At 60.1% G+C, this 17,561-nt stretch carries 18 protein-coding genes; 9 read left to right on the forward strand and 9 right to left on the reverse strand.

What is annotated here, in order from left to right; genetic code table 11:
• Positions 1 to 11 precede the first annotated feature (11 nt).
• From ACWHTU_RS12985 to ACWHTU_RS13015, 7 genes are all read right to left on the reverse strand, one after another.
• Positions 12 to 911: a hypothetical protein gene (locus ACWHTU_RS12985; protein ID WP_447859792.1), complete on the reverse strand. Its 900-nt coding sequence runs from the start codon at positions 909 to 911 to the stop codon at positions 12 to 14.
• A 32-nt stretch (positions 912 to 943) separates the two neighbouring features.
• Positions 944 to 1,183, reverse strand: coding sequence for a hypothetical protein (locus ACWHTU_RS12990; protein WP_447859793.1), 240 nt, complete (start codon positions 1,181 to 1,183; stop codon positions 944 to 946).
• 56 nt (positions 1,184 to 1,239) lie between these two features.
• A complete protein-coding gene (gene bcp / locus ACWHTU_RS12995; RefSeq protein ID WP_447859794.1) occupies positions 1,240 to 1,707 on the reverse strand; it encodes a thioredoxin-dependent thiol peroxidase in 468 nt (155 codons plus the stop codon).
• A 26-nt stretch (positions 1,708 to 1,733) separates the two neighbouring features.
• Positions 1,734 to 2,177 (reverse strand): tetratricopeptide repeat protein, encoded by a 444-nt coding sequence (locus ACWHTU_RS13000; protein ID WP_447859795.1) that lies wholly within the window; start codon positions 2,175 to 2,177, stop codon positions 1,734 to 1,736.
• Between the two features lie 38 nt (positions 2,178 to 2,215).
• On the reverse strand, positions 2,216 to 2,494 hold the full coding sequence (locus ACWHTU_RS13005) for a DUF507 family protein (RefSeq protein ID WP_447859796.1): 279 nt from the start codon (positions 2,492 to 2,494) through the stop codon (positions 2,216 to 2,218).
• 94 nt (positions 2,495 to 2,588) lie between these two features.
• Positions 2,589 to 2,870, reverse strand: a complete 282-nt coding sequence (locus ACWHTU_RS13010; RefSeq protein WP_447859797.1) for a DUF507 family protein — start codon at positions 2,868 to 2,870, stop codon at positions 2,589 to 2,591.
• 4 nt (positions 2,871 to 2,874) lie between these two features.
• Positions 2,875 to 3,441, reverse strand: a complete 567-nt coding sequence (locus ACWHTU_RS13015) for a cyclophilin-like fold protein (protein WP_447859798.1) — start codon at positions 3,439 to 3,441, stop codon at positions 2,875 to 2,877.
• On the opposite strand from ACWHTU_RS13015, the gene ACWHTU_RS13020 reads away from it, so the two are divergent.
• The 9 genes from ACWHTU_RS13020 to ACWHTU_RS13060 all read left to right on the forward strand — a co-directional run bounded on the left by ACWHTU_RS13020 (position 3,422) and on the right by ACWHTU_RS13060 (position 15,356).
• On the forward strand, positions 3,422 to 4,210 hold the full coding sequence (locus ACWHTU_RS13020; RefSeq protein WP_447859799.1) for a ribonuclease H-like domain-containing protein: 789 nt from the start codon (positions 3,422 to 3,424) through the stop codon (positions 4,208 to 4,210). The two genes, ACWHTU_RS13015 and ACWHTU_RS13020, sit on opposite strands and share 20 nt — an antisense overlap.
• Before the next feature lie 8 nt (positions 4,211 to 4,218).
• Positions 4,219 to 4,983 carry a Stp1/IreP family PP2C-type Ser/Thr phosphatase gene (locus ACWHTU_RS13025; protein WP_447859800.1) on the forward strand — a complete coding sequence of 255 codons (765 nt, stop codon included), beginning with the start codon at positions 4,219 to 4,221 and terminating at the stop codon, positions 4,981 to 4,983.
• Between the two features lie 89 nt (positions 4,984 to 5,072).
• A complete protein-coding gene (locus tag ACWHTU_RS13030) occupies positions 5,073 to 5,996 on the forward strand; it encodes a YybH family protein (RefSeq protein ID WP_447859801.1) in 924 nt (307 codons plus the stop codon).
• Between the two features lie 75 nt (positions 5,997 to 6,071).
• Positions 6,072 to 7,085, forward strand: coding sequence for a hypothetical protein (locus ACWHTU_RS13035; RefSeq protein ID WP_447859802.1), 1,014 nt, complete (start codon positions 6,072 to 6,074; stop codon positions 7,083 to 7,085).
• A 418-nt stretch (positions 7,086 to 7,503) separates the two neighbouring features.
• Positions 7,504 to 11,157, forward strand: coding sequence for a PilZ domain-containing protein (locus ACWHTU_RS13040; RefSeq protein WP_447859803.1), 3,654 nt, complete (start codon positions 7,504 to 7,506; stop codon positions 11,155 to 11,157).
• A 142-nt stretch (positions 11,158 to 11,299) separates the two neighbouring features.
• Entirely contained in the window at positions 11,300 to 12,589 is a 1,290-nt protein-coding gene (locus ACWHTU_RS13045) for an ATP-binding protein (RefSeq protein ID WP_447859804.1), read from the forward strand.
• Complete coding sequence (locus ACWHTU_RS13050; RefSeq protein WP_447859805.1) at positions 12,586 to 13,770, forward strand: sigma-54-dependent transcriptional regulator; 1,185 nt, start codon at positions 12,586 to 12,588, stop codon at positions 13,768 to 13,770. The genes ACWHTU_RS13045 and ACWHTU_RS13050 overlap by 4 nt, the downstream gene beginning before the upstream one ends.
• A gap of 48 nt (positions 13,771 to 13,818) precedes the next feature.
• The gene (locus tag ACWHTU_RS13055; RefSeq protein ID WP_447859806.1) at positions 13,819 to 13,998 is read left to right on the forward strand and encodes a helix-turn-helix domain-containing protein; all 180 of its coding nucleotides are present in this window, start codon (positions 13,819 to 13,821) and stop codon (positions 13,996 to 13,998) included.
• Between the two features lie 212 nt (positions 13,999 to 14,210).
• Positions 14,211 to 15,356 carry an HD domain-containing phosphohydrolase gene (locus ACWHTU_RS13060; protein ID WP_447859807.1) on the forward strand — a complete coding sequence of 382 codons (1,146 nt, stop codon included), beginning with the start codon at positions 14,211 to 14,213 and terminating at the stop codon, positions 15,354 to 15,356.
• A gap of 10 nt (positions 15,357 to 15,366) precedes the next feature.
• On the opposite strand, the gene recN is transcribed toward ACWHTU_RS13060, so the two are convergent.
• Positions 15,367 to 17,052, reverse strand: a complete 1,686-nt coding sequence (gene recN, locus ACWHTU_RS13065; protein WP_447859808.1) for a DNA repair protein RecN — start codon at positions 17,050 to 17,052, stop codon at positions 15,367 to 15,369.
• A 24-nt stretch (positions 17,053 to 17,076) separates the two neighbouring features.
• Positions 17,077 to 17,424, reverse strand: coding sequence for a thioredoxin (trxA, locus tag ACWHTU_RS13070; RefSeq protein ID WP_447859809.1), 348 nt, complete (start codon positions 17,422 to 17,424; stop codon positions 17,077 to 17,079).
• Between the last annotated feature and the right edge of the window lie 137 nt (positions 17,425 to 17,561).

Consider the following 17,561-nt stretch of genomic DNA (forward strand, 5'->3'; position numbering starts at 1 on the left):
AAGAAAGAAAGCTAGAGCTTTTTCCTCACCTCTTTCCAATCCTTCGCCACCTTTGCTTTCCGCGGCAGTTCACCCCGTCGGGACTCGGGAACGATAACGACCTCCAGGCGGTGGTCGAGGAGGACTTCGGCAAAACCGCGGGTGCGGCCGATGCCGCTTTTCAGCGAGGCCCAGCCCTGGGCTTTGAGCTCGTCGAGCGCCGTTTTGAGGGCATCCTGGCCCGGGCGCACGGTCATGACCACGCCGTCGGGGAATTTATGGTCACGAAGCCAGGCCCTGATTTCGTCCGTCGAGCCGAATGAGCCGGATGGCTCTTTGCCCGGCCACGCCAGATAGACAGGATTGTAGTAAAACTTGGTCAACCGTGCGAGTTCATCCGCGGCGTCGGGCGCCGCAGCCGGGCGCCCTGGACCGCCAATCTCCAGCGGCAGCGGCAGGAACGGCGCCGGGGGTTCTTCGAATAACGCTGCCAATTCCACCAGCAGGATGGGACGCCGCCGCTCCCACACGGCCAGTGTCCCGGTCGCCGCGGGCGCTAAGACCCGGGGATTTGGGACCAGCCGCACCGTGACCGTCAGCGTGTGATTGCCCTTCCTCGGATGCCGATAGTCGAAAAACGCACGACCGTCGCCGCCCGTCATGGCCGTCGCGACGACCTTGCCTTCGATGAGCAGCTCGAGTCTCTCGCCGCCAAGGCCGGTCTCGCTCAGCAACCCGCTCCGTACCAGCTTTGCCTCGATCCTGGCCGTCTCTCCGGACACGACCAACGTATCGTTGACTGAGAGCGTGCCCTCGATCTTCTCGGCTCCTTGGACCTCGCCGTCCGCGATCGCACATTGGAGGAAAGCCCATGGTGCAAGTACAGCGAGAGCGCCGAACACCCTGTGAGCGAAGGCTTGCCTCGCTTGCATGCTTACTGGGCAGTGTCGGTCGATACCACCCGTCAAATCAGTCCATATCCCCGCTTGACGGTGGCATAGACGTCGAAGGCCGAGAAGATCGCTAAACTCAAATAGAACAGTTCGGCGGGCGGCCAAATGAGGCGGGAGACCAGAAGAAGGGTCAGGGCGCTGACGAGGAGCGTATAGCCCCGTTTCTCGCCGATGTACAAGTGTCCTGCGCCGGGCATGACGGAAAGCGATGCGGCTCGGAGTCCATGCCAAATCTTTTCTCGGATGTCCATAATTTCGAGAGGCTCGAGACGATAATGCCCCTGACCCACAGGCTCTCGCATCAAAGCTATGTCTTCAAGGCCGCCAGCACTTCGTCCACGTGGCCGTCGACCTTGACCTTGCGGAAGATCGCTTTTACCCTGCCGGCGGAATCGATGACAAAGGTGCTCCGTTCGATACCCCAGAACGTTTTCCCGTACATGTTCTTCTGCTTGTACACGCCATAGGCTTTCGACACCGTCGCTTCTTCGTCGCTGAGCAACGAGAAGGGCAACTGGTGCTTGGCGATGAATTTCTGATGCGACTCCTTGCTGTCGAGACTGACGCCCAGCACGACCGCGCCTGTCTTCTTGATCGTCTCCAGGGCGTCGCGGAAGTTGCACGCTTCCTTCGTACAGCCCGGCGTGTCGTCTTTGGGATAAAAGTAAAGGACGACCGGTTGCCCTTTGAAGTCCTTGAGCTTCACCGTCTTGCCGGTTTCGTTCGGGAGTGCGAACTCCGGCGCCTTGTCTCCGACCGCCAACGCTTTCGCCATGGTGGCAACGTTCCGCCTCCGTTGGATCACCGAGGACCGAGTTGTCCGAACGCCGGCCTCGTGTAACTATTCTGAGGTTCCTTAACCACCTTTTTTGACTCCGGCGAACCATAGGGCCGCAGGGCTGGCGAATCCCAGATGACCTTATCGCCCGGGGCGAGATTGGCAGCCTCGATGAAATGTGCGCGCGCTTCTTCGGTTTCCCCCAGTGCGTTCAGCGCCAGCGCCAAGTTGTAATGCGCCGGACCGGAATCCGGTGCGGCCGCGACAGCCTGACGGAAATAGGTCTTCGCCTCCATGAACTGGCCGCTCTGATAGGCGGCGGTCCCCTCCTGGGTCAGGGCGACCGCCGACGCCTGGGCTCCCGCGCCCAAGGCCAGCGGTACCAGCGGTTTCGGCTTCTCATTCCCGGCGCAGGCTCCCAGAGTGAGAGCGAACAGAACGCTCACCACAACGCTCGCGATCCCCATAACTCCTCCTCCCACAACTCGGGCTGTGGTTCTCGAACTCAAGGCTTGGCTTGCTTGCGAAGCTCCTCTTCAAACATCTTGCGGTACAGCACCTCCCATTCCGCACTGCCCTCGACGATGAGCCGGGAATAGGACCGCAATTTGGCCCGTACCGTCTGATCGAGCTTTTCTTCCTGCGCGAGTTCCGCCGCTATCACGCGTTTGATCTCGCGCAGAACGCGACCTTCTTCTCCCGTGAGCCGAATGGCCGGACTCTGCTTCAACACGTTCAGAATGATGTGCGAGAGATGGGCGACCTTGTCTTCGCTGAGCAACATTCCGAAGCTAAGTGCTGAGCGATGAGTTCTGAGCGCTGAGCGACGACGCCCGAGTTTTCCGGAACTCAGAACTCAACATCCAGCACTCAGAACCTTAAAGGATGATCCCCCGTTCCCGGACCAATTTTTGTTTGATCATCGTGAACATCTTCTGGTAGTCCACCTGCCCCCGTTCAATCTCAGCTTCATAGGCTTTCAGGAGTTGCCGAATCTCGGCATTCAGGCGGTCCTCCACCGACAATTCCTCTGTGATAGCGTACTCCAGCGACTCGACCGCCGTTTTCTTGTCCCCGGCAAGTTCGAGATAGCCCTCGTGCTGAAGGCGTGTCACCAACGCCTCGGCCATGTGTCGGATGCGTTCCTTGGAGAGCCTCATCTCGTCACGCTTTCTCCACCCGAATGCGTGTGGCGCCCACGGCCTGCCGCAACAGCGTGGGATCGCCCACGATTCGCCCGATGACGTTCACCCGATCCGCAGGGACCGGATCCGGCCCCATGCTCATGGGAGTGCGCCCGAAAAAGATGGCCAACACCTGGCCCGCCCCCCACAACGCCACGTCGCCTACCTTGACCTGAGTCGTGGCGGTTTCGCGATAATCCTTCACGCCTGGGAGTGTGAAATACAATTCCTCTCCCCAGGTGTTCACCGGTGCTTCGACCGGCAAGGCCGCATAGACGCCTTCGGCCGTTTTATTATTTTTCAGCTCCGCCTCGAGTTGAACCGACCCGACAATGATGCGAATCCGCTTCCCGGTGTCTCCCATCTCGTCATTGATGCTCGGAATGCGTCTCCCCGCGGTTTCACCCCGTCCCCTGCCGAACGACACGACGCGCAAACGTCGCTTCGGCAGCGGACTGTAGCTTGTTTGCGGGGTGAAATCAAGGCTAGAATCTCCCGGCGTGCCTCCCGTTTTCTCCGAGACGCTGATGCTGGAATCCACTTTCATTTTTCTCAAGGGAATCGGCCCCTATTCCGAGCGGCGCCTGTGGGAGCACGGGATCGATAGCTGGCGCGCATTTCTCCGAGAACCCTCCGTGCCCGGCATCTCCCCCCAACGAAAGCCGCTCTATGACTTAGAGGTATCGGCGGCGATCGACCATCTCGCCGCCGGCGACTCGCGGTTTTTCGCCGCACGCCTTAAAGCGCGCGAGCACTGGCGCCTGTACGAGACATTCCGCTTGCGCACGCTCTTTCTCGATATTGAAGCCTCGGGAGAATCGGCCGGATATGCCCACGCAACCGTCATCGGACTTTATGCCAACGGGCGGATGACCAGCCTGGTCTACGGGGACACGTTGACGGAAGAGCGGCTCCGCGAAGCCTTGGCCCAAGCCGACCTCCTCGTGACGTTCTTCGGCAGCGTTTTCGACGTTCCGTTCCTGCGCGCCGCCTTTCCCGGCCTGGACTTCGGGCTGCCGCACTTTGATCTGTGCTTTGCAGCTCGCCGCTTGGGTCTCCACGGAGGACTCAAGCGCATCGAATCCGAGCTCTCGATTTCGCGCGACGCGGACCTCGCCGGGCTGGATGGCTGGGATGCTGTCAGGCTCTGGAGGGAATGGCGCTGCGGCCGGCAGAGCAGCTTGGATCTTCTCCTCCGGTACAACGCGGCCGACACCCGCAATTTGGAACCGTTGGCGGAGCGGCTGTACAGGCGACTCCTCGAACAGTACGGACCGCCTACACCAGTCATTCGGTCGGCGGCATACCCTGGTTGAAGAACCGCATGCCCTGGATCGGCGACGGACTCACACACACAGGGCTCCTCCGCTCCACCAACCAAGACGCCTTTGCGGTTCTCAATGATCGCAGCCTGTGGCTCGTCGCCGACGGAATGGGCGGCCATCCGGGCGGCGATGTGGCCAGCCGATCGGCCGTCGCCGCCATCGCCCAACAAGCTGGCGCGGTCCGTCCGGGCCGCCTCGCACAACGCATCCGCGGAAGCCAGACCGCCGCTCAACTTCAGACCATGATCGAAGGCGCCAATCGCGCCATTCTCGCGACCGCGGAAATCTCCCCCGAATTGAAAGGAATGGGTACCACCCTCGTCGCGCTCCACATTGCGTCCGGGTTTCGTGCACGCGCCACGGTCGCCCATGTCGGCGACAGCCGGGCATATCTCTGGCGCGAGGCGCATCTTTTACCGCTGACCCGCGATCACTCGCTCGTGGAAGAGTATGTCCGGCACGGTCTCCTTACCCCGGAACAGGCGCGAACGCACCCGCATCGCCATGTGCTGTCTCGCGCGCTCGGCATCGCGGAGACGGTGGAGCCGGATGTATCGAGCTTTTTCTTGCGGCGAGACGATGTGCTCCTGCTTTGCACCGACGGTTTGACAAAAATGCTGATCGACGAGCAGATCGCCAGTGTGTTACGACGGGCCGGTCGGCTGCCCCAACAGATCTGCGAAGCGCTGGTCGAGGAAGCACTGCGGTCGGGCGGCGAGGACAATGTGACGGTGGTGGCGGTGTGTCAAGATCCCCGTTCTTGACTTGTGACCCGAAAAAGCAATTGACAACGCTACCGCCATTCTGTAGCCTCAATTCCCGACCTTCATTCCTTCCTCTTTCGACTCCGGGGATGGTCATCGGATTTCGCAGCCGCCAAGAGTCAGTGGTCTTGACCATCCTTCTATCTCTTTTGCTTTTCCTTGCCTTCGGCGACACGCTTTGGGCGCGCGGCGTCGCGGGGACCGCCGACGACGAGACATCCAGTCCCGAGGCCGTGATCCGGACTCTGGTCCGCGCCAACGCAGAGAAGGACCTGGCGACGCTCTCTCGACTGATGGCTCACGATGCGGACATCATCAGTTATACCATCGGAGGACGCAAATACGTGGGCTGGACCGACTTCGTCAGGGACATGCAGGAAGAGTTTGAGTCAGTTGCCCGGCTGGAAATTTTCATTCAAAATCTTAAGGTGTGGATGCGCGGTGATACCGCGTGGTTCGCGATGGAGCTGGACTACATCCGGTATGTCGGCCGAGGCGATGACCAGACGCGCACCGTGCTTCCGTTGCGCGAGACCGGCGTCCTGGAACGCCGCCACGGCCGATGGGTGCTGCATTCCTGGCATGAGTCCTCCCGCGGACCGCGATTCGACGCGGCAGTCGCCCCGCCAGTTGCCGCTTTTGTTTCGACGGCCGTCGAGCCCGGGACGGATGGTGAGCGGCCGGACCTCAGCGGCGAATGGGAGATCCAAGAAGAAGATAAAACCTATAACGCCACACTCGATCGGAACGGCAACGGCAGCTACACCCATCAAGGCGGGACGATCAAGACCACGAAGTTCCTCAACCGGCTCTGGCAAGGCACCTGGCAACAACCCGGCAACGATCGCGAAGGCGGTTTCGAAGTGCTGTTGTCGGAGGACGGCACGCAGGCGAAAGGCATCTGGTGGTACACGCGAGTCGGCAGCCGGACGAACATTCCTCCGAGACAACACGGAGGAACCTATGTCTGGAAGCGGCTCACGCCTCCTCCATCGTCTCCATCGACGCGATGATACGCCTGGCTGTGACACCACACCTTGAGAGTCAACCCGGAGCGCGATCTGCGCCTTTCTCACCAAGGAGGTCCTATGAAGCGCTCGTCCGCGGTCTGCCTGTTGTTCTTGCTCGCCACTCATGTCGGCTCCGTCTCTGCGTCCGATGACCACGACCACCACGCCGTTCCGACGCTGAACAATCAGACGACTACCCGGGTGACAATCACGGATGACGCGGTGACGCTTACGTTCGGCCCCATCGACCTGCCTTCGGACCATGACGGAGAATTGGCGGCCAGTATGCCGAAGCACATCTTTCAGCTCCCGAAGGACATGTACATGATCGGTTTTAAGTCCGAAGTCTTCACGAAAGACGGCAAGCCGTTGCCCAAAAATTATCTCCACCACATTCTCATGCTCAACAACGACCGCCCCAGCGTCTCCTGTCCGGGCGAGCCGCTGTTCTTCGGAGGGGCCGGTCTCGAAATGACGGAGGCCCGGTTTCCGGACGGCTACGGCGTGAAGCTCGCCAAAGGACAGCACCTCATGTCTGTGGTCGCCTTTTACCATAAGGCGCCACCGACCAAAGACGTCATGGCTTCCTTTACTATGTACATGGCGCCGCATGGAACTCCAATCAAAGAAATGGAGGTCTACCAGGTCGGGGTGAATATCGTCTGTTACAGCCAGTTCGGACAGCGAGGGCCCGACCAGACCGACGAAGGGATAGAAATCAAACCGGGTGTTCATGTCCTGTCGGCTCCGTTGAAGTTCCGTATGGATGGCTGCGTTAAGTTCGCCTATCCCCACGGCCACGACGAATTGTTGCTGATCGCCTTGGAAAACAGGACCGCCGGCCGGACGCTCTTGCGGACGGTCCCGGACGTGGCTCAGGATGGCACGTTTCTGGAGTTTCGACCGCACCAAGTTTATCGTGACGCCGGAGGGTTTTCCGTCAACACCAAGGATGACTATGAAATGGTCATGGTCTACCACCACCCGCTCCATAATCCGAACATCCAGTATGGTATGGGCAATTACCTCCTCTACATGACACCTGGAACTTGTCCTGAACCCGGCCGAAACGGCGGTTCGCCAGCTCACTAAGGGCATCCGGCGGAGATGTTGGGCGTCGGAGCACGGGGACTCCGACGTCGGTGCGGTTCTTCCGTCGCGTACAAATTTGGCCATATGTTTTTCCTCTGCCCGTCGCGTCTCCGGACGTTCGTTCTCCATCCCCTACCAAAGTAGGCTCCGCCCCCACGCCGCGGACTGGGTTGGAGCGGTCCGACTATGCTATTCAAGACCTCTCGCACCCGATAGACACGGCGATTCGTCGCATAACACCCGTTGCTTCAGCCTACGGGCAACCGCTAAGCAAGGGGCGCAGCGCCAGAACCGCTTATGTACACTCCGGGCTGCGCCGAGAGAGGATCTGGCATAGGCGGCTGACGTGGTCGAGCCAGCCCGTGTCGTCGATCCCGCACAGAGACGGAGCCCTTTTCAGCTCCGCAGGACAGACCGAATGCCGGAACAAGAACCGCTCACGATGCTGGTCGCGAACGAGCACGCGGAAGAGATCAAGCTCGTCACGATCAGTATGCGTGGCTTCTATCCCGGTTGCCGGGTGGAAGCGGTCTATTCCTCGGACGAAGCGGTCGAATGGGCCTCCAAGCAAAGCTGGCATGTCATTTTGGTCGAAGAGCGCCTGTCTCCCCGAAGCGGAATCATGATTCTCCCGGAGTTGCGGAGGCGCGCACCGCAGGCCGCGATCATCGTTCAGAGCGAACACACCGACTCCGACACGTTCCTGCAAGTCATCCGCGGCGGCGCGGATTTCCATCTCTTCAAACACTCACCGGCTTTTCTCACCGAACTCATGATCGTCGCCGGGGAGGCGGTGAAAAAACGCGCATTGCGCGCGAAACTCGATCTGACCCATGAACGATACCTCCGCCTTGTCGAAACACTACCCGACACCGTATACGAATTGGATTCCGAAGGGCGGTTCGTGTACATCAGCTCTCATGTGTCGTCGCTCCTGGGATACGAGCCCGAAGAATTGGTCGGCGCGCATTTTACGACAATTCTTCTTCCAGACCAGCGCCAAGCAGCTGAATATCGTTTCAACGAGCGCCGTAGCGGAGCCCGATCCAGCCGGCAAGTCCTCTTACGCCTTTTGCCCAAGGCTGGAACGGGCCACGATGAACACGGTGTGGAGGTCGAACTTCACGCCAAGGGCCTCTACGACCCCCAACGCCGTTTCCTCGGAACGCTCGGCATCTTGCGGGATATCTCCTGGCGCCGGCGGCAGGAAGAGACGGTTCACCGCCTGCAGAGCCAACTCCGACAAACGGACCGCCTGCTTGAGATCGGTCGGCTTCTCATCAAGGTTTCCCGCGAACTCGACGATCCGCTTTCAGCCCTTCAAGCCAACTCCCAACAGTTATTGAACGCGATCCGGGCGCTCCAACTCGAACGCCAGTTGGAGACCATGGCGGCACACGCTTCTCAGGCCGCACAGGTGAGGGAAGAACTCACCGCGGCCTTCCCTTCCCTGCCCGAAGCGGAGCGGGAACGGAAGGAGACTGTGCCGCCGCGAGCCGAACCGCCAGCAGAGGAACGGCCGGCCGTCGCCGCAGCCGAGCGCCGGCGCTGGCCGCGGGTTTTGACGCGGATCGAGTCCCGCCTGACCGTCGAAGGATGCACCTGGAACGGCACCGCGCTCAACATGAGTCTCGGCGGCGCCTATCTGACGTTCACTGATCGCCTCCCCACCGTCGACGGCCAGCCCATCTACCTGAGCCTCAGAAGCGCCGGCGGAGCCTTGGAGATCCGCGGCACGGTCCGAGAGCGAGGCGGAGTCGAGGCCGCGCACGCCACGGCGGCTCCATGGTCCACCGCGCTGGCCGTCGAGTTTGCTCCCCTCGGCGACACGGAACGTCAGGTCTTGGCCTCCTTGCTCGACGCGGTTCGCGAGCAATCTTTTCCGCTTTCCATCGAAGGGCTCGTCCCCATCGCTTGTCCGCCTGACCGCCAAACCGGTTTGCACCGTCCGTTCGAGAGCGTCGAAAGCCCATTCGCCGATCGGCGACTCGCAATCAGGGTGAAACTGACTCTGCCCGTCCGCATCGAATCTTCCGAGCCATCGTCCGGTCGAGGTCAGCACATCGGCTTGACCGTGAATATCAGCCGTAGCGGTGCGTGTCTGCAAGTCAACGCGCGTCTGGATACGCTGGCGCCTCGCTTGGCGCTCCGTCTGCCTCTCGCGGCGCCGCCCTCGCCGTCTCCAAACGCCGAATCCGTCGTGACCGGAGACGTCGTCTGGACGACCCCGGATCCAAGCGCACCGAAAAACCTCCGGCCCGGTCCTTCCGAAACCGCCCTGCGCGTGGGAGTCCGCTTTCACCCGCTCGAAGAACAGACGAGGCGGGCGATCAGCCACCTGATCGCTCGCCTGCTCACCTCTCCCCTGCAGATCGAAGACGGCTTGGAACGAACGAAGGTCGTCCACACCCTGATCGAATGTTGGAACGCACGGAGACGCCGTCTCGCTCTCTATCACGACCTGCCGCGCGATCCGCTCGGTCCCAGCGCAGCTTTGGCTATCATAGCCCCGGGCTATGGTCGGACCAAGACCGACCACCTGGTTCTCGCCCAATATTTGGCCAACAATGGGTTTCAGACGCTGCGTTTCGATCACTCCAATCACATCGGCGAAAGCGACGGCGACCTGGAACACACGACGCTCACCGATATGCAAGCGGATCTGCAGGGCGTGCTGGATTTCGCCGCGCAGACTTGGCCGTCTGCGCCAATCGCCGTGATCGCCCCGGATCTCGATGGTCGCGTTGCATTAAAGGTCGCCGCACGAGACCACCGGATGGTCCTGTTGATTCTGTTGAACGGAGTCTTGGACGTGAGGCAGGCCCTAGCCTTCGAGCATCGGCAGGATCTGGTCGAAGCCTATATCCAAGGAGAGCGGCGAGGACTGGACAATCTTTTAGGGCTCAACGTCGACATGGACCGTTGGCTCCAGGATGCGGTGACGGGAAGCTTCGTGGATGTCGCTTCGGCCGTTCAGGACGCCGAACAGATCCGCGCCACAGTCCTCATCCTGACACCGCAGAGTCGCGAACCTTCTGACGCCGCGCAGGAAAGAATCCGTCGGGACTCGTTGCAACGTGTCCTGGCAGCGTTGGGCGCGCGGGGGGAGGTGATCCACCTGAAACCGGAGGCCTTCCTGCCCCCTCGTAAAGCCGAGGGGCCGGCCCTGTTGCTCGTTCGTGAATTGGTCGCGCAATGTCGTAAGAGGCTTCTCCATCGGGAGACCTTGCAGACCGTTTTCGATCCGGTCGAGCGGGAGATCGATTTTCAGCGTCGCGTCGAACAGGAACGGATCAAGGTGCACCATGACACGTCCGCTGCGGACGCTCCGGCTCTGTGGCGAGCCCACGTGCAGCGCGGCCATCAGCACGAACAGCATCCCGACTACTGGCGTCTGTTGGATCATCTTCATCGTTTGCTCGGGGAAATCGAGGACCGCGAACCGATTTTAGAGGTCGGATGCGGACATGGTGAGTTCGCCCGCTTGCTCTTGATCAACCAGGCGTATCGCTCAAGACACATACCCAAGACGCTCGCTCGAACCGTGCGGTATGTCGGCTTGGATAACCAGGCTGACTTTCTTGCACAGGCCAACCTGGCCACACTTGAGACGCTGGTCGACCTGAACGCCAAATTCGCCGGCGCCCTGGCGCCTGTCCCTCCTTTGCAGTTCTCCTGGGTATGCGCCGACTGGAACATCCGCCTGCCTTTTCCAGACGGCCGATTCAGCCGGGTGATCTGTCGCTTTGCACTCGACTACGCACACGATCCACTCTACACGCTCCGCGAATTGTTGCGCGTGTTGGCGCCACGCGGAACATTGCTGATCGCAACCTGGACACCGGAGACCGATCTCTCCACGATATACCGGGCACATTTCCAAGACCGGGAATTGCTGCTCTATCTCGGCCGCTTGCGACAGGCACTCCGGGAAGGCCGAATCCATAGCTTCGATCCAAACGATTTGTCTCGTTTGCTCAGACTGAGCGGCGCCGTCCGCCCGCGCGTCTACACCGCTTTCGCCGGCAACGCCTGCATCGGGTTGGTTGAAAAGCCGAATTCCTCTGGCTGAATTCCCGCACCAGGTGTATACTTCTGCCGCGATCGTCCTCCCGCTTCAGCAGAGGACACGTTTTCAACACCCCGGCGGAACAGTACACAGCGATTCGCCTGTCTTGGAATGCCGCGACTACAGGCCGAGTCTGAAAGACAGCATGACACGGAAGACCGAGGTCGTTCCGACGGCTGACGCGTTGAAAATTATCGCGGATTTCAGCAAGGACATGGGAACCATCGCCGAACTGAGCGTTCTCGGCGAGCGGATCGTGGCGGGACTGTCCCAATTGCTCCGAGTTTCGCATGCGGCGCTGTTTCTGCTCGACAAAGAGAAGGACATCTACCATCTGGCCTGTTCCCGCGGTTTCATCCCCGACACCGCGCTCCCTTCCTGCATCCCCGCACATCATGAGATCCCTGCGTTTCTATCCCGCTGTCAGTCGTCCGTGGTTCGCGCAGGCACTGGCGAAGAGCGCGGCGGGACGCTTAGTCCCGGTATGCAAGCGACTCTCGAGAGTTGGCACGCCGAGGTCTGTGTTCCGCTGATCACCAAAAACCGCCTGATCGCCTTTTGTCTCATGGGGACAAGCCCCGGCAACGACTTTCCGATTTTGGACCAGGCGGACCTGCTCATGGTTCTCGCTCAGAACGCCGCCAACGCCCTGGACAACGCCCTCCTGTACGAGGATCTGCGGCGATCCCAAACCTTGATGCGACGAACCGATCGCCTCCGTTCGCTTGAAACCATCGCCGGCGGATTCGCCCACGAGATCCGCAATCCTTTGACATCGATCAAAACCTTCATTCAGCTCGCGCCCGAGCGCAAGGACGACCCGGAATTCATCAGGGAATTCAGCAAGGTAGTCATCGACGACGTTCATCGCATCGAGCGGTTGATCCAAGAGATCCTGGATTACGCCCGTTACATGGAACCCAAGCTGACGGAGGAAGACCTCAATGAAATCGTTTCTTCCTGTTTGTACTTTGTGGAAGTGAAAGCGGATAGCTGCGGCATTATGATCGAAAGAGAGTTGGCCCCGGATCTTCCCCGGGTCATGCTGGACCGCCAACAGATCAAACAAGTCATTCTGAATCTGCTGCTCAACGCGATGGACGCGATGAGCGAGCGCGGCGGCTTTCTGAAGGTGCGCACGCATCGGCTCACCAAACCTTCCGGCGAGGTTTGGGTGCAGATCGAAGTCGAGGACACGGGGACAGGAATTCCGGAGAGCAATCTGGATCACATCTTCGATCCCTTCTTCACCACGAAACACTACAGCGGCGAGCACGAAGGGACCGGCTTGGGGTTAACGATCGCGCACCAGATCATCCAGGAGCACCATGGAAACATCCAAGTCTCGAGCAAAGAGGGCGTCGGCACGACGTTTTATGTGAACATGCCCGCGGCTCCTCGCTCGAGCGCCGGCCAGCCGACCGGAGAGCTATGAAGAAACGGGTTTTGCTGATCGACGACGAACCGCGGGTTCGGGCTTCGCTGAAGATGGTCCTGGAACCCACCTATGATGTCATCACGGCGGCGGACGCCCAGGAAGGACTGGATCTGTTCCGGCGCGAATCGCCCAATCTGGTGCTCCTGGACGTGATCATGCCGGGTACCGACGGGCTGACCGTGCTGCAGGCCATGCGGGCGGAGGACCGCTCGATCCCCGTGATCATGCTGACCGGGACCAAGTCGGTGAAAACCGCCGTGGACGCGATGAAGCTGGGCGCGTCCGATTATCTGTCGAAGCCGTTCGACGTCGAGGAACTGCGCATCGTCGTCGCCCGCACGCTCGAGTCACACGACCTTGAACGAGAAGTCCGCTACCTCCGCGCCCAGGTGGTGAACCGGTACGCCTTCCACAACCTCATCGGGAAAAGTCCCGCCATGCAGGAGATCTACGCCAAGATCGAACAGGTGGCGGACAGCCGTACCACAGTGCTGATCACGGGAGAGAGCGGAACGGGCAAAGAACTGGTGGCGCGGGCGCTCCACTACAACAGCTCGCGCCGCGACCGTCCCTTCATCGCGTTGAATTGCGCCGCCCTTCCGGAAACGTTGATCGAGAGCGAGCTGTTCGGCCACGAGAAGGGTTCGTTCACCGACGCGACCGCCCGCCGCGTCGGTCAATTCGAGTTGGCGAACAGCGGCAGCCTGTTTCTGGATGAGATCGGCGACCTGAGTCCAGTGACTCAGGCCAAACTTCTGCGTGTGCTGCAGGAGCGGGAGTTTACCCGCATCGGCGGCGTCCAACCCATTAAGGTAGACGTGCGCATCATCGCGGCCACCAATAAAAATCTGGACGATTTGGTTCGCCGCGGCACGTTCCGCGAAGATCTGTATTACCGCATCAACGTCATTTCGCTGTATCTGCCTCCGTTGCGGGAACGCGGAGAGGATATCCCGCTTCTCGCGAAGCATTTTCTGGACAAGCGAATCGAAGAGGAGAAACGGCCTCCTCAGGAGTTCTCCAAAGAAGCCATCGAGCTGCTGTCTCGATACCCCTGGCCCGGCAACGTCCGCGAACTGGAAAACGTTGTCGAACAGGCGCTCTTGTGGTCGCAAGGCGCTACGATCCTGCCGGAACACCTGCCCACTTCGCTGCGGAGCGACAGCCGCTCGTCGTAGTTACGCGAAGACACCTTGGCCGGTCGGTTGTCTCTCGAAAAAGCTGTGATGGAGTTCGAACGGGAAATTATTTTAGACGCCCTCAAGCGCACCAACTATGTGCAGACGCACGCCGCCAACCTCTTGGGTATCAGCCGCCGCATGTTGAAGTATCGGATGGATACGCTGGGGATCAGCAGACCGGACAGTTCGACGAGCAGCGAACCCGCGCAGTTGGTGCAAGAATGACACAGGCGTGGACGGTTGTGACCGATTCGTGTACGATTTTCACTTAGCAAGTGACTCGTAACAGCAGCTCAATCGCCGCTTTCCGTTTCTATCACAACCTATATATAGATGCATAATGATCATCCCTACTGTAACTTGCGGTTAATCTTGCGAGTCCTTGATAAGGCACGTAAATTGCTCAATATCCTGTCTGACTACATAACTGTAGACCGATGAACACATCGTCCGGTTCGACAGCCCTGCCCAAGAAACCCGCGATTCTCGTTGTGGATGACGAGGCCGGCCCTCGCGATGCGCTTAAGGTCATCCTCCGTCCCTTCTTCGAGATTCATGCCGTCGAAAACGCCCACTCAGCCCTGCGTGTGCTCAAAGAACACCATATTGATCTGATCACGCTTGATCAGAAGTTGCCTGATCGCCAAGGTATCGATCTGCTCCAAGACATCAAACACGAGCACGCCGATGTGGAGGTCATCATCATTACCGGCTACGGCAGTCTGAAATCGGCGATGGAGGGTATCCGCCATGGCGCAGCTGGTTATTTGCTGAAGCCGTTCAATGTGACCGAATTGATCGCGCTCATCAATCAAACCTTGGAGAAAAAACAGCGGCTCGATTTCTTGCGTCGTTTTCTCACGCACGCGGGTTCGGCTTGGGGAACCGAACAGGACTGTGCCAAGACCTGGATCGAACTGAAACGCCACTATCCCACCAGCATGAAGTCACCGCAGGAAGGACCGACGCCGAGTGATAGCGATATGGCCGAGTTGCTGCCTCTGCTCTCCGATCTGCTGGAGGCCAAGGACCGGCACTTGCTGAACCACTGCAGCCGAGTCAGCTTTTATGCGACGCTGTTGGCCAACCGCCTCAACCTCACCATGGCGGAACAGAAATCCCTCGCGCTGGGCGCGTTTCTCCACGATATCGGGAGAATCGCTCTCGATCCTTATACATTCGGCCATGGCGATCCCACCGAAGCCGAAAACCTGAAACGCCATCCCGAGATCGGAGCGCGCATGATGTTGCCGCTCGGTTTTTCTGCGGAAGTCACCCAGATCATCGCCTACCACCACGAACGCTACGACGGTTTCGGCTACCCTCACGGTCTCCAAGGCGAAGGAATCCCTCTCCTCGCTCGGATCGTCGCGATCGCCCAAGCGTTCGACCATCTTACGGCCGACTCGCCCGCGCGGCCGACCACCTCGATTGAAGAGGCCGTTCGCCGGATCTCGCTGGAAGCGGAGACCCGCTTCGATCCGATCCTGACGGAGGTGTTCGTTCGGGTCGTCAATGAATGCAAGGCCTCGCTTCCCGCCCTGGCCATCGCGGCCCTGCCCACGGCGACTCCGGAACCCTAAGCCCTGGGGTTCACCTCGTTTTCTCCGCGCCGTCGAGCATCTCCGCCGCCGTCTCTCGCACCTTCTTCGTAATGGTGAGACCGCCGAGCATCCTGGCCACCTCCTCCCGCCTGGCATGCTGATCGAGCTTCCTTACCGACGTAATCGTCCGGTTTCTCCGCACGCTCTTTTCCACTAACAGATGGTGTTCGGCCTGCGAAGCGACCTGAGGCAGATGAGTGACGCACAGCACTTGACGAAAGGCGCCCAACGCCCGCAACCGTCGTCCGATGACGGTCGCAACCGCTCCGCCGATCCCGGAGTCGATTTCGTCAAAGATCAGCACGGGCACCCGGTCGGTTTCGGACAAGACCGTTTTGATCGCGAGCATGACGCGCGACAATTCCCCGCCTGAAGCAACGCGGGCGAGCGGCTGAAGAGGCTCGCCTGGATTCGCCGAGAACAGATATTCAACACCATCGCGCCCCGTCGGCGAGAACGCCTCTTCGCCGACGCCGGTCCTGACTCGAATCTCGAAGCGAGTGTCATCCATGTGCAACGCGGCCAGTTCCTCCGACACCCGTTCCTGCATGCATTCCGCCGCCTTCGCACGGCCATCGGAAAGCTGTGATGCAAGCGTATCCAGACAGCGGACGTCTTCTTCGATCGACGCCCGTAGGTCGGCAATCCGGATCTGAGAGTCGCTGAGTTCCTCAAGCTGCCGCTTCAGTTGAGCGGCATAGGCCAGCACGCCTTCGACGCTCCCGCCGTATTTTTTCTTCAGCCGCTGCAGGCGATCCAGCCGTTCCTCGACTCGCTCCAACCGATCGGGGTCCTGCTCCAGCCGGTCTCGATAGTCCCGAAGGGACGCCGCGAGGTCTTTCAATTGCACAGCCACTTGCCCGCATGCCTCGCCCCAGACAGAGGTCTCAGGGTCGATTGCCTGAAGCTGCCGGAGGCATTTCTCGACCGCCGAGAGTTGATTGATCACGGCGTGGTCCCCGGCATACAGCGACTCATAGGCCGCCTGCGTCAATTCTGCGAGACGCCGCGCGTGCACCAAGCGCCGGTGTTCGGTTTGCAAACGTTCTTCCTCTCCCGGCCGAATCGCCGCCTCCTCGATCTCACGAGATTGAAACCGAAGGAAGTCCTCCCGTTGGGCCCGTTCCGCCGAGAGACGGTCGGCCTCTTCCAATTCGCGTCGGTTCGCCAGCCATCGCTCATAAACCGCCGCATACCTGTCGCGCAGCGCTCCGAGGCGCCCGAACGCGTCCAGCATGTCCTGCTGCGCCTGCGCGGACAGAAGCGACTGCTGGTCATGTTGGCCGTGAATGTCGATGACCGTGCCGGCGAGGGATTCGAGGAGATGGAGAGGGGTCAAGCTGCCGTTGAGGTACGCACGGTTTCGTCCGGAACGCGACAGGATGCGTCGGACGATCAACTCGGTCTCCTGCGCGCCCAGCACACCGGCGTCTCGGAACGTTTTCAGGACAGGAGAGGCCGGATCCAGCCGAAACACCGCCTCGATATGAGCTTCCTCGGTCCCAGCCCGTATCTGCTCCGTGGAGGCTCGCCCCCCGATCAATAAGCCGATCGCGTCGATGAGAATGGATTTTCCCGCGCCCGTCTCGCCAGTGAGAACCGTAAAACCCCCGGCGAGCTGAAGATCGAGCTGCTCAACGACCGCAAAATTGGAGATGTGCAGCTCGGTGAGCATGGCCGCGGGACATGGGTGAAACCCTTATGCCGTGCCCGAATGCTGGGCGAGCAACGAATCGATCACTTCCTTGAACTGCCGCTTGGGTCTCGCTCCGACGAGCTTTTCGACCGGCTGGCCGTTCTTGAAAAACAGAATGGTCGGAATGCTCATAATTTGATAGCGCCCGGCGATCTCGGGATTCTCGTCGGTGTTCAGTTTTCGGACTTTAAGCCTGCCCGCATATTCCTTGGCCAGTTCGTCGACGATCGGCGCGACCATTTGACAGGGCCCGCACCACACCGCCCAAAAATCCACCATGACTAACTCTGGCGCTTTGATGACCTCGGTCTCCCAGGTCGCCTCATCGACTTTTAAGACATCACCACCCACGGACGTTCCCTCCTCGGGTTCAACACAAACAGGACATGGACTCGGAAAGATGTGCGCGCATCGTATACCACGCTTCTTTGGACTGTCAACGCCGATGCCGATTCGTCGTCGCTAGCAAGACGGTCGCTCGCTCTTGG

This window comes from Nitrospira calida (assembly GCF_976986435.1).

Excerpts from the sequence above, each read along its gene's own strand:
- ACWHTU_RS12985 (WP_447859792.1), bottom strand. The coding sequence starts at position 911 with ATGCAAGCGAGGCAAGCCTTCGCTCACAGGGTGTTCGGCGCTCTCGCT.
- ACWHTU_RS12990 (WP_447859793.1), bottom strand. The coding sequence starts at position 1,183 with ATGGACATCCGAGAAAAGATTTGGCATGGACTCCGAGCCGCATCGCTT.
- bcp (WP_447859794.1), bottom strand. The coding sequence starts at position 1,707 with ATGGCGAAAGCGTTGGCGGTCGGAGACAAGGCGCCGGAGTTCGCACTC.
- ACWHTU_RS13000 (WP_447859795.1), bottom strand. The coding sequence starts at position 2,177 with ATGGGGATCGCGAGCGTTGTGGTGAGCGTTCTGTTCGCTCTCACTCTG.
- ACWHTU_RS13005 (WP_447859796.1), bottom strand. The coding sequence starts at position 2,494 with ATGTTGCTCAGCGAAGACAAGGTCGCCCATCTCTCGCACATCATTCTG.
- ACWHTU_RS13010 (WP_447859797.1), bottom strand. The coding sequence starts at position 2,870 with ATGAGGCTCTCCAAGGAACGCATCCGACACATGGCCGAGGCGTTGGTG.
- ACWHTU_RS13020 (WP_447859799.1), top strand. The coding sequence starts at position 3,422 with ATGCTGGAATCCACTTTCATTTTTCTCAAGGGAATCGGCCCCTATTCC.
- ACWHTU_RS13015 (WP_447859798.1), bottom strand. The coding sequence starts at position 3,441 with ATGAAAGTGGATTCCAGCATCAGCGTCTCGGAGAAAACGGGAGGCACG.
- ACWHTU_RS13025 (WP_447859800.1), top strand. The coding sequence starts at position 4,219 with ATGCCCTGGATCGGCGACGGACTCACACACACAGGGCTCCTCCGCTCC.
- ACWHTU_RS13030 (WP_447859801.1), top strand. The coding sequence starts at position 5,073 with ATGGTCATCGGATTTCGCAGCCGCCAAGAGTCAGTGGTCTTGACCATC.
- ACWHTU_RS13035 (WP_447859802.1), top strand. The coding sequence starts at position 6,072 with ATGAAGCGCTCGTCCGCGGTCTGCCTGTTGTTCTTGCTCGCCACTCAT.
- ACWHTU_RS13040 (WP_447859803.1), top strand. The coding sequence starts at position 7,504 with ATGCCGGAACAAGAACCGCTCACGATGCTGGTCGCGAACGAGCACGCG.
- ACWHTU_RS13045 (WP_447859804.1), top strand. The coding sequence starts at position 11,300 with ATGACACGGAAGACCGAGGTCGTTCCGACGGCTGACGCGTTGAAAATT.
- ACWHTU_RS13050 (WP_447859805.1), top strand. The coding sequence starts at position 12,586 with ATGAAGAAACGGGTTTTGCTGATCGACGACGAACCGCGGGTTCGGGCT.
- ACWHTU_RS13055 (WP_447859806.1), top strand. The coding sequence starts at position 13,819 with ATGGAGTTCGAACGGGAAATTATTTTAGACGCCCTCAAGCGCACCAAC.
- ACWHTU_RS13060 (WP_447859807.1), top strand. The coding sequence starts at position 14,211 with ATGAACACATCGTCCGGTTCGACAGCCCTGCCCAAGAAACCCGCGATT.
- recN (WP_447859808.1), bottom strand. The coding sequence starts at position 17,052 with ATGCTCACCGAGCTGCACATCTCCAATTTTGCGGTCGTTGAGCAGCTC.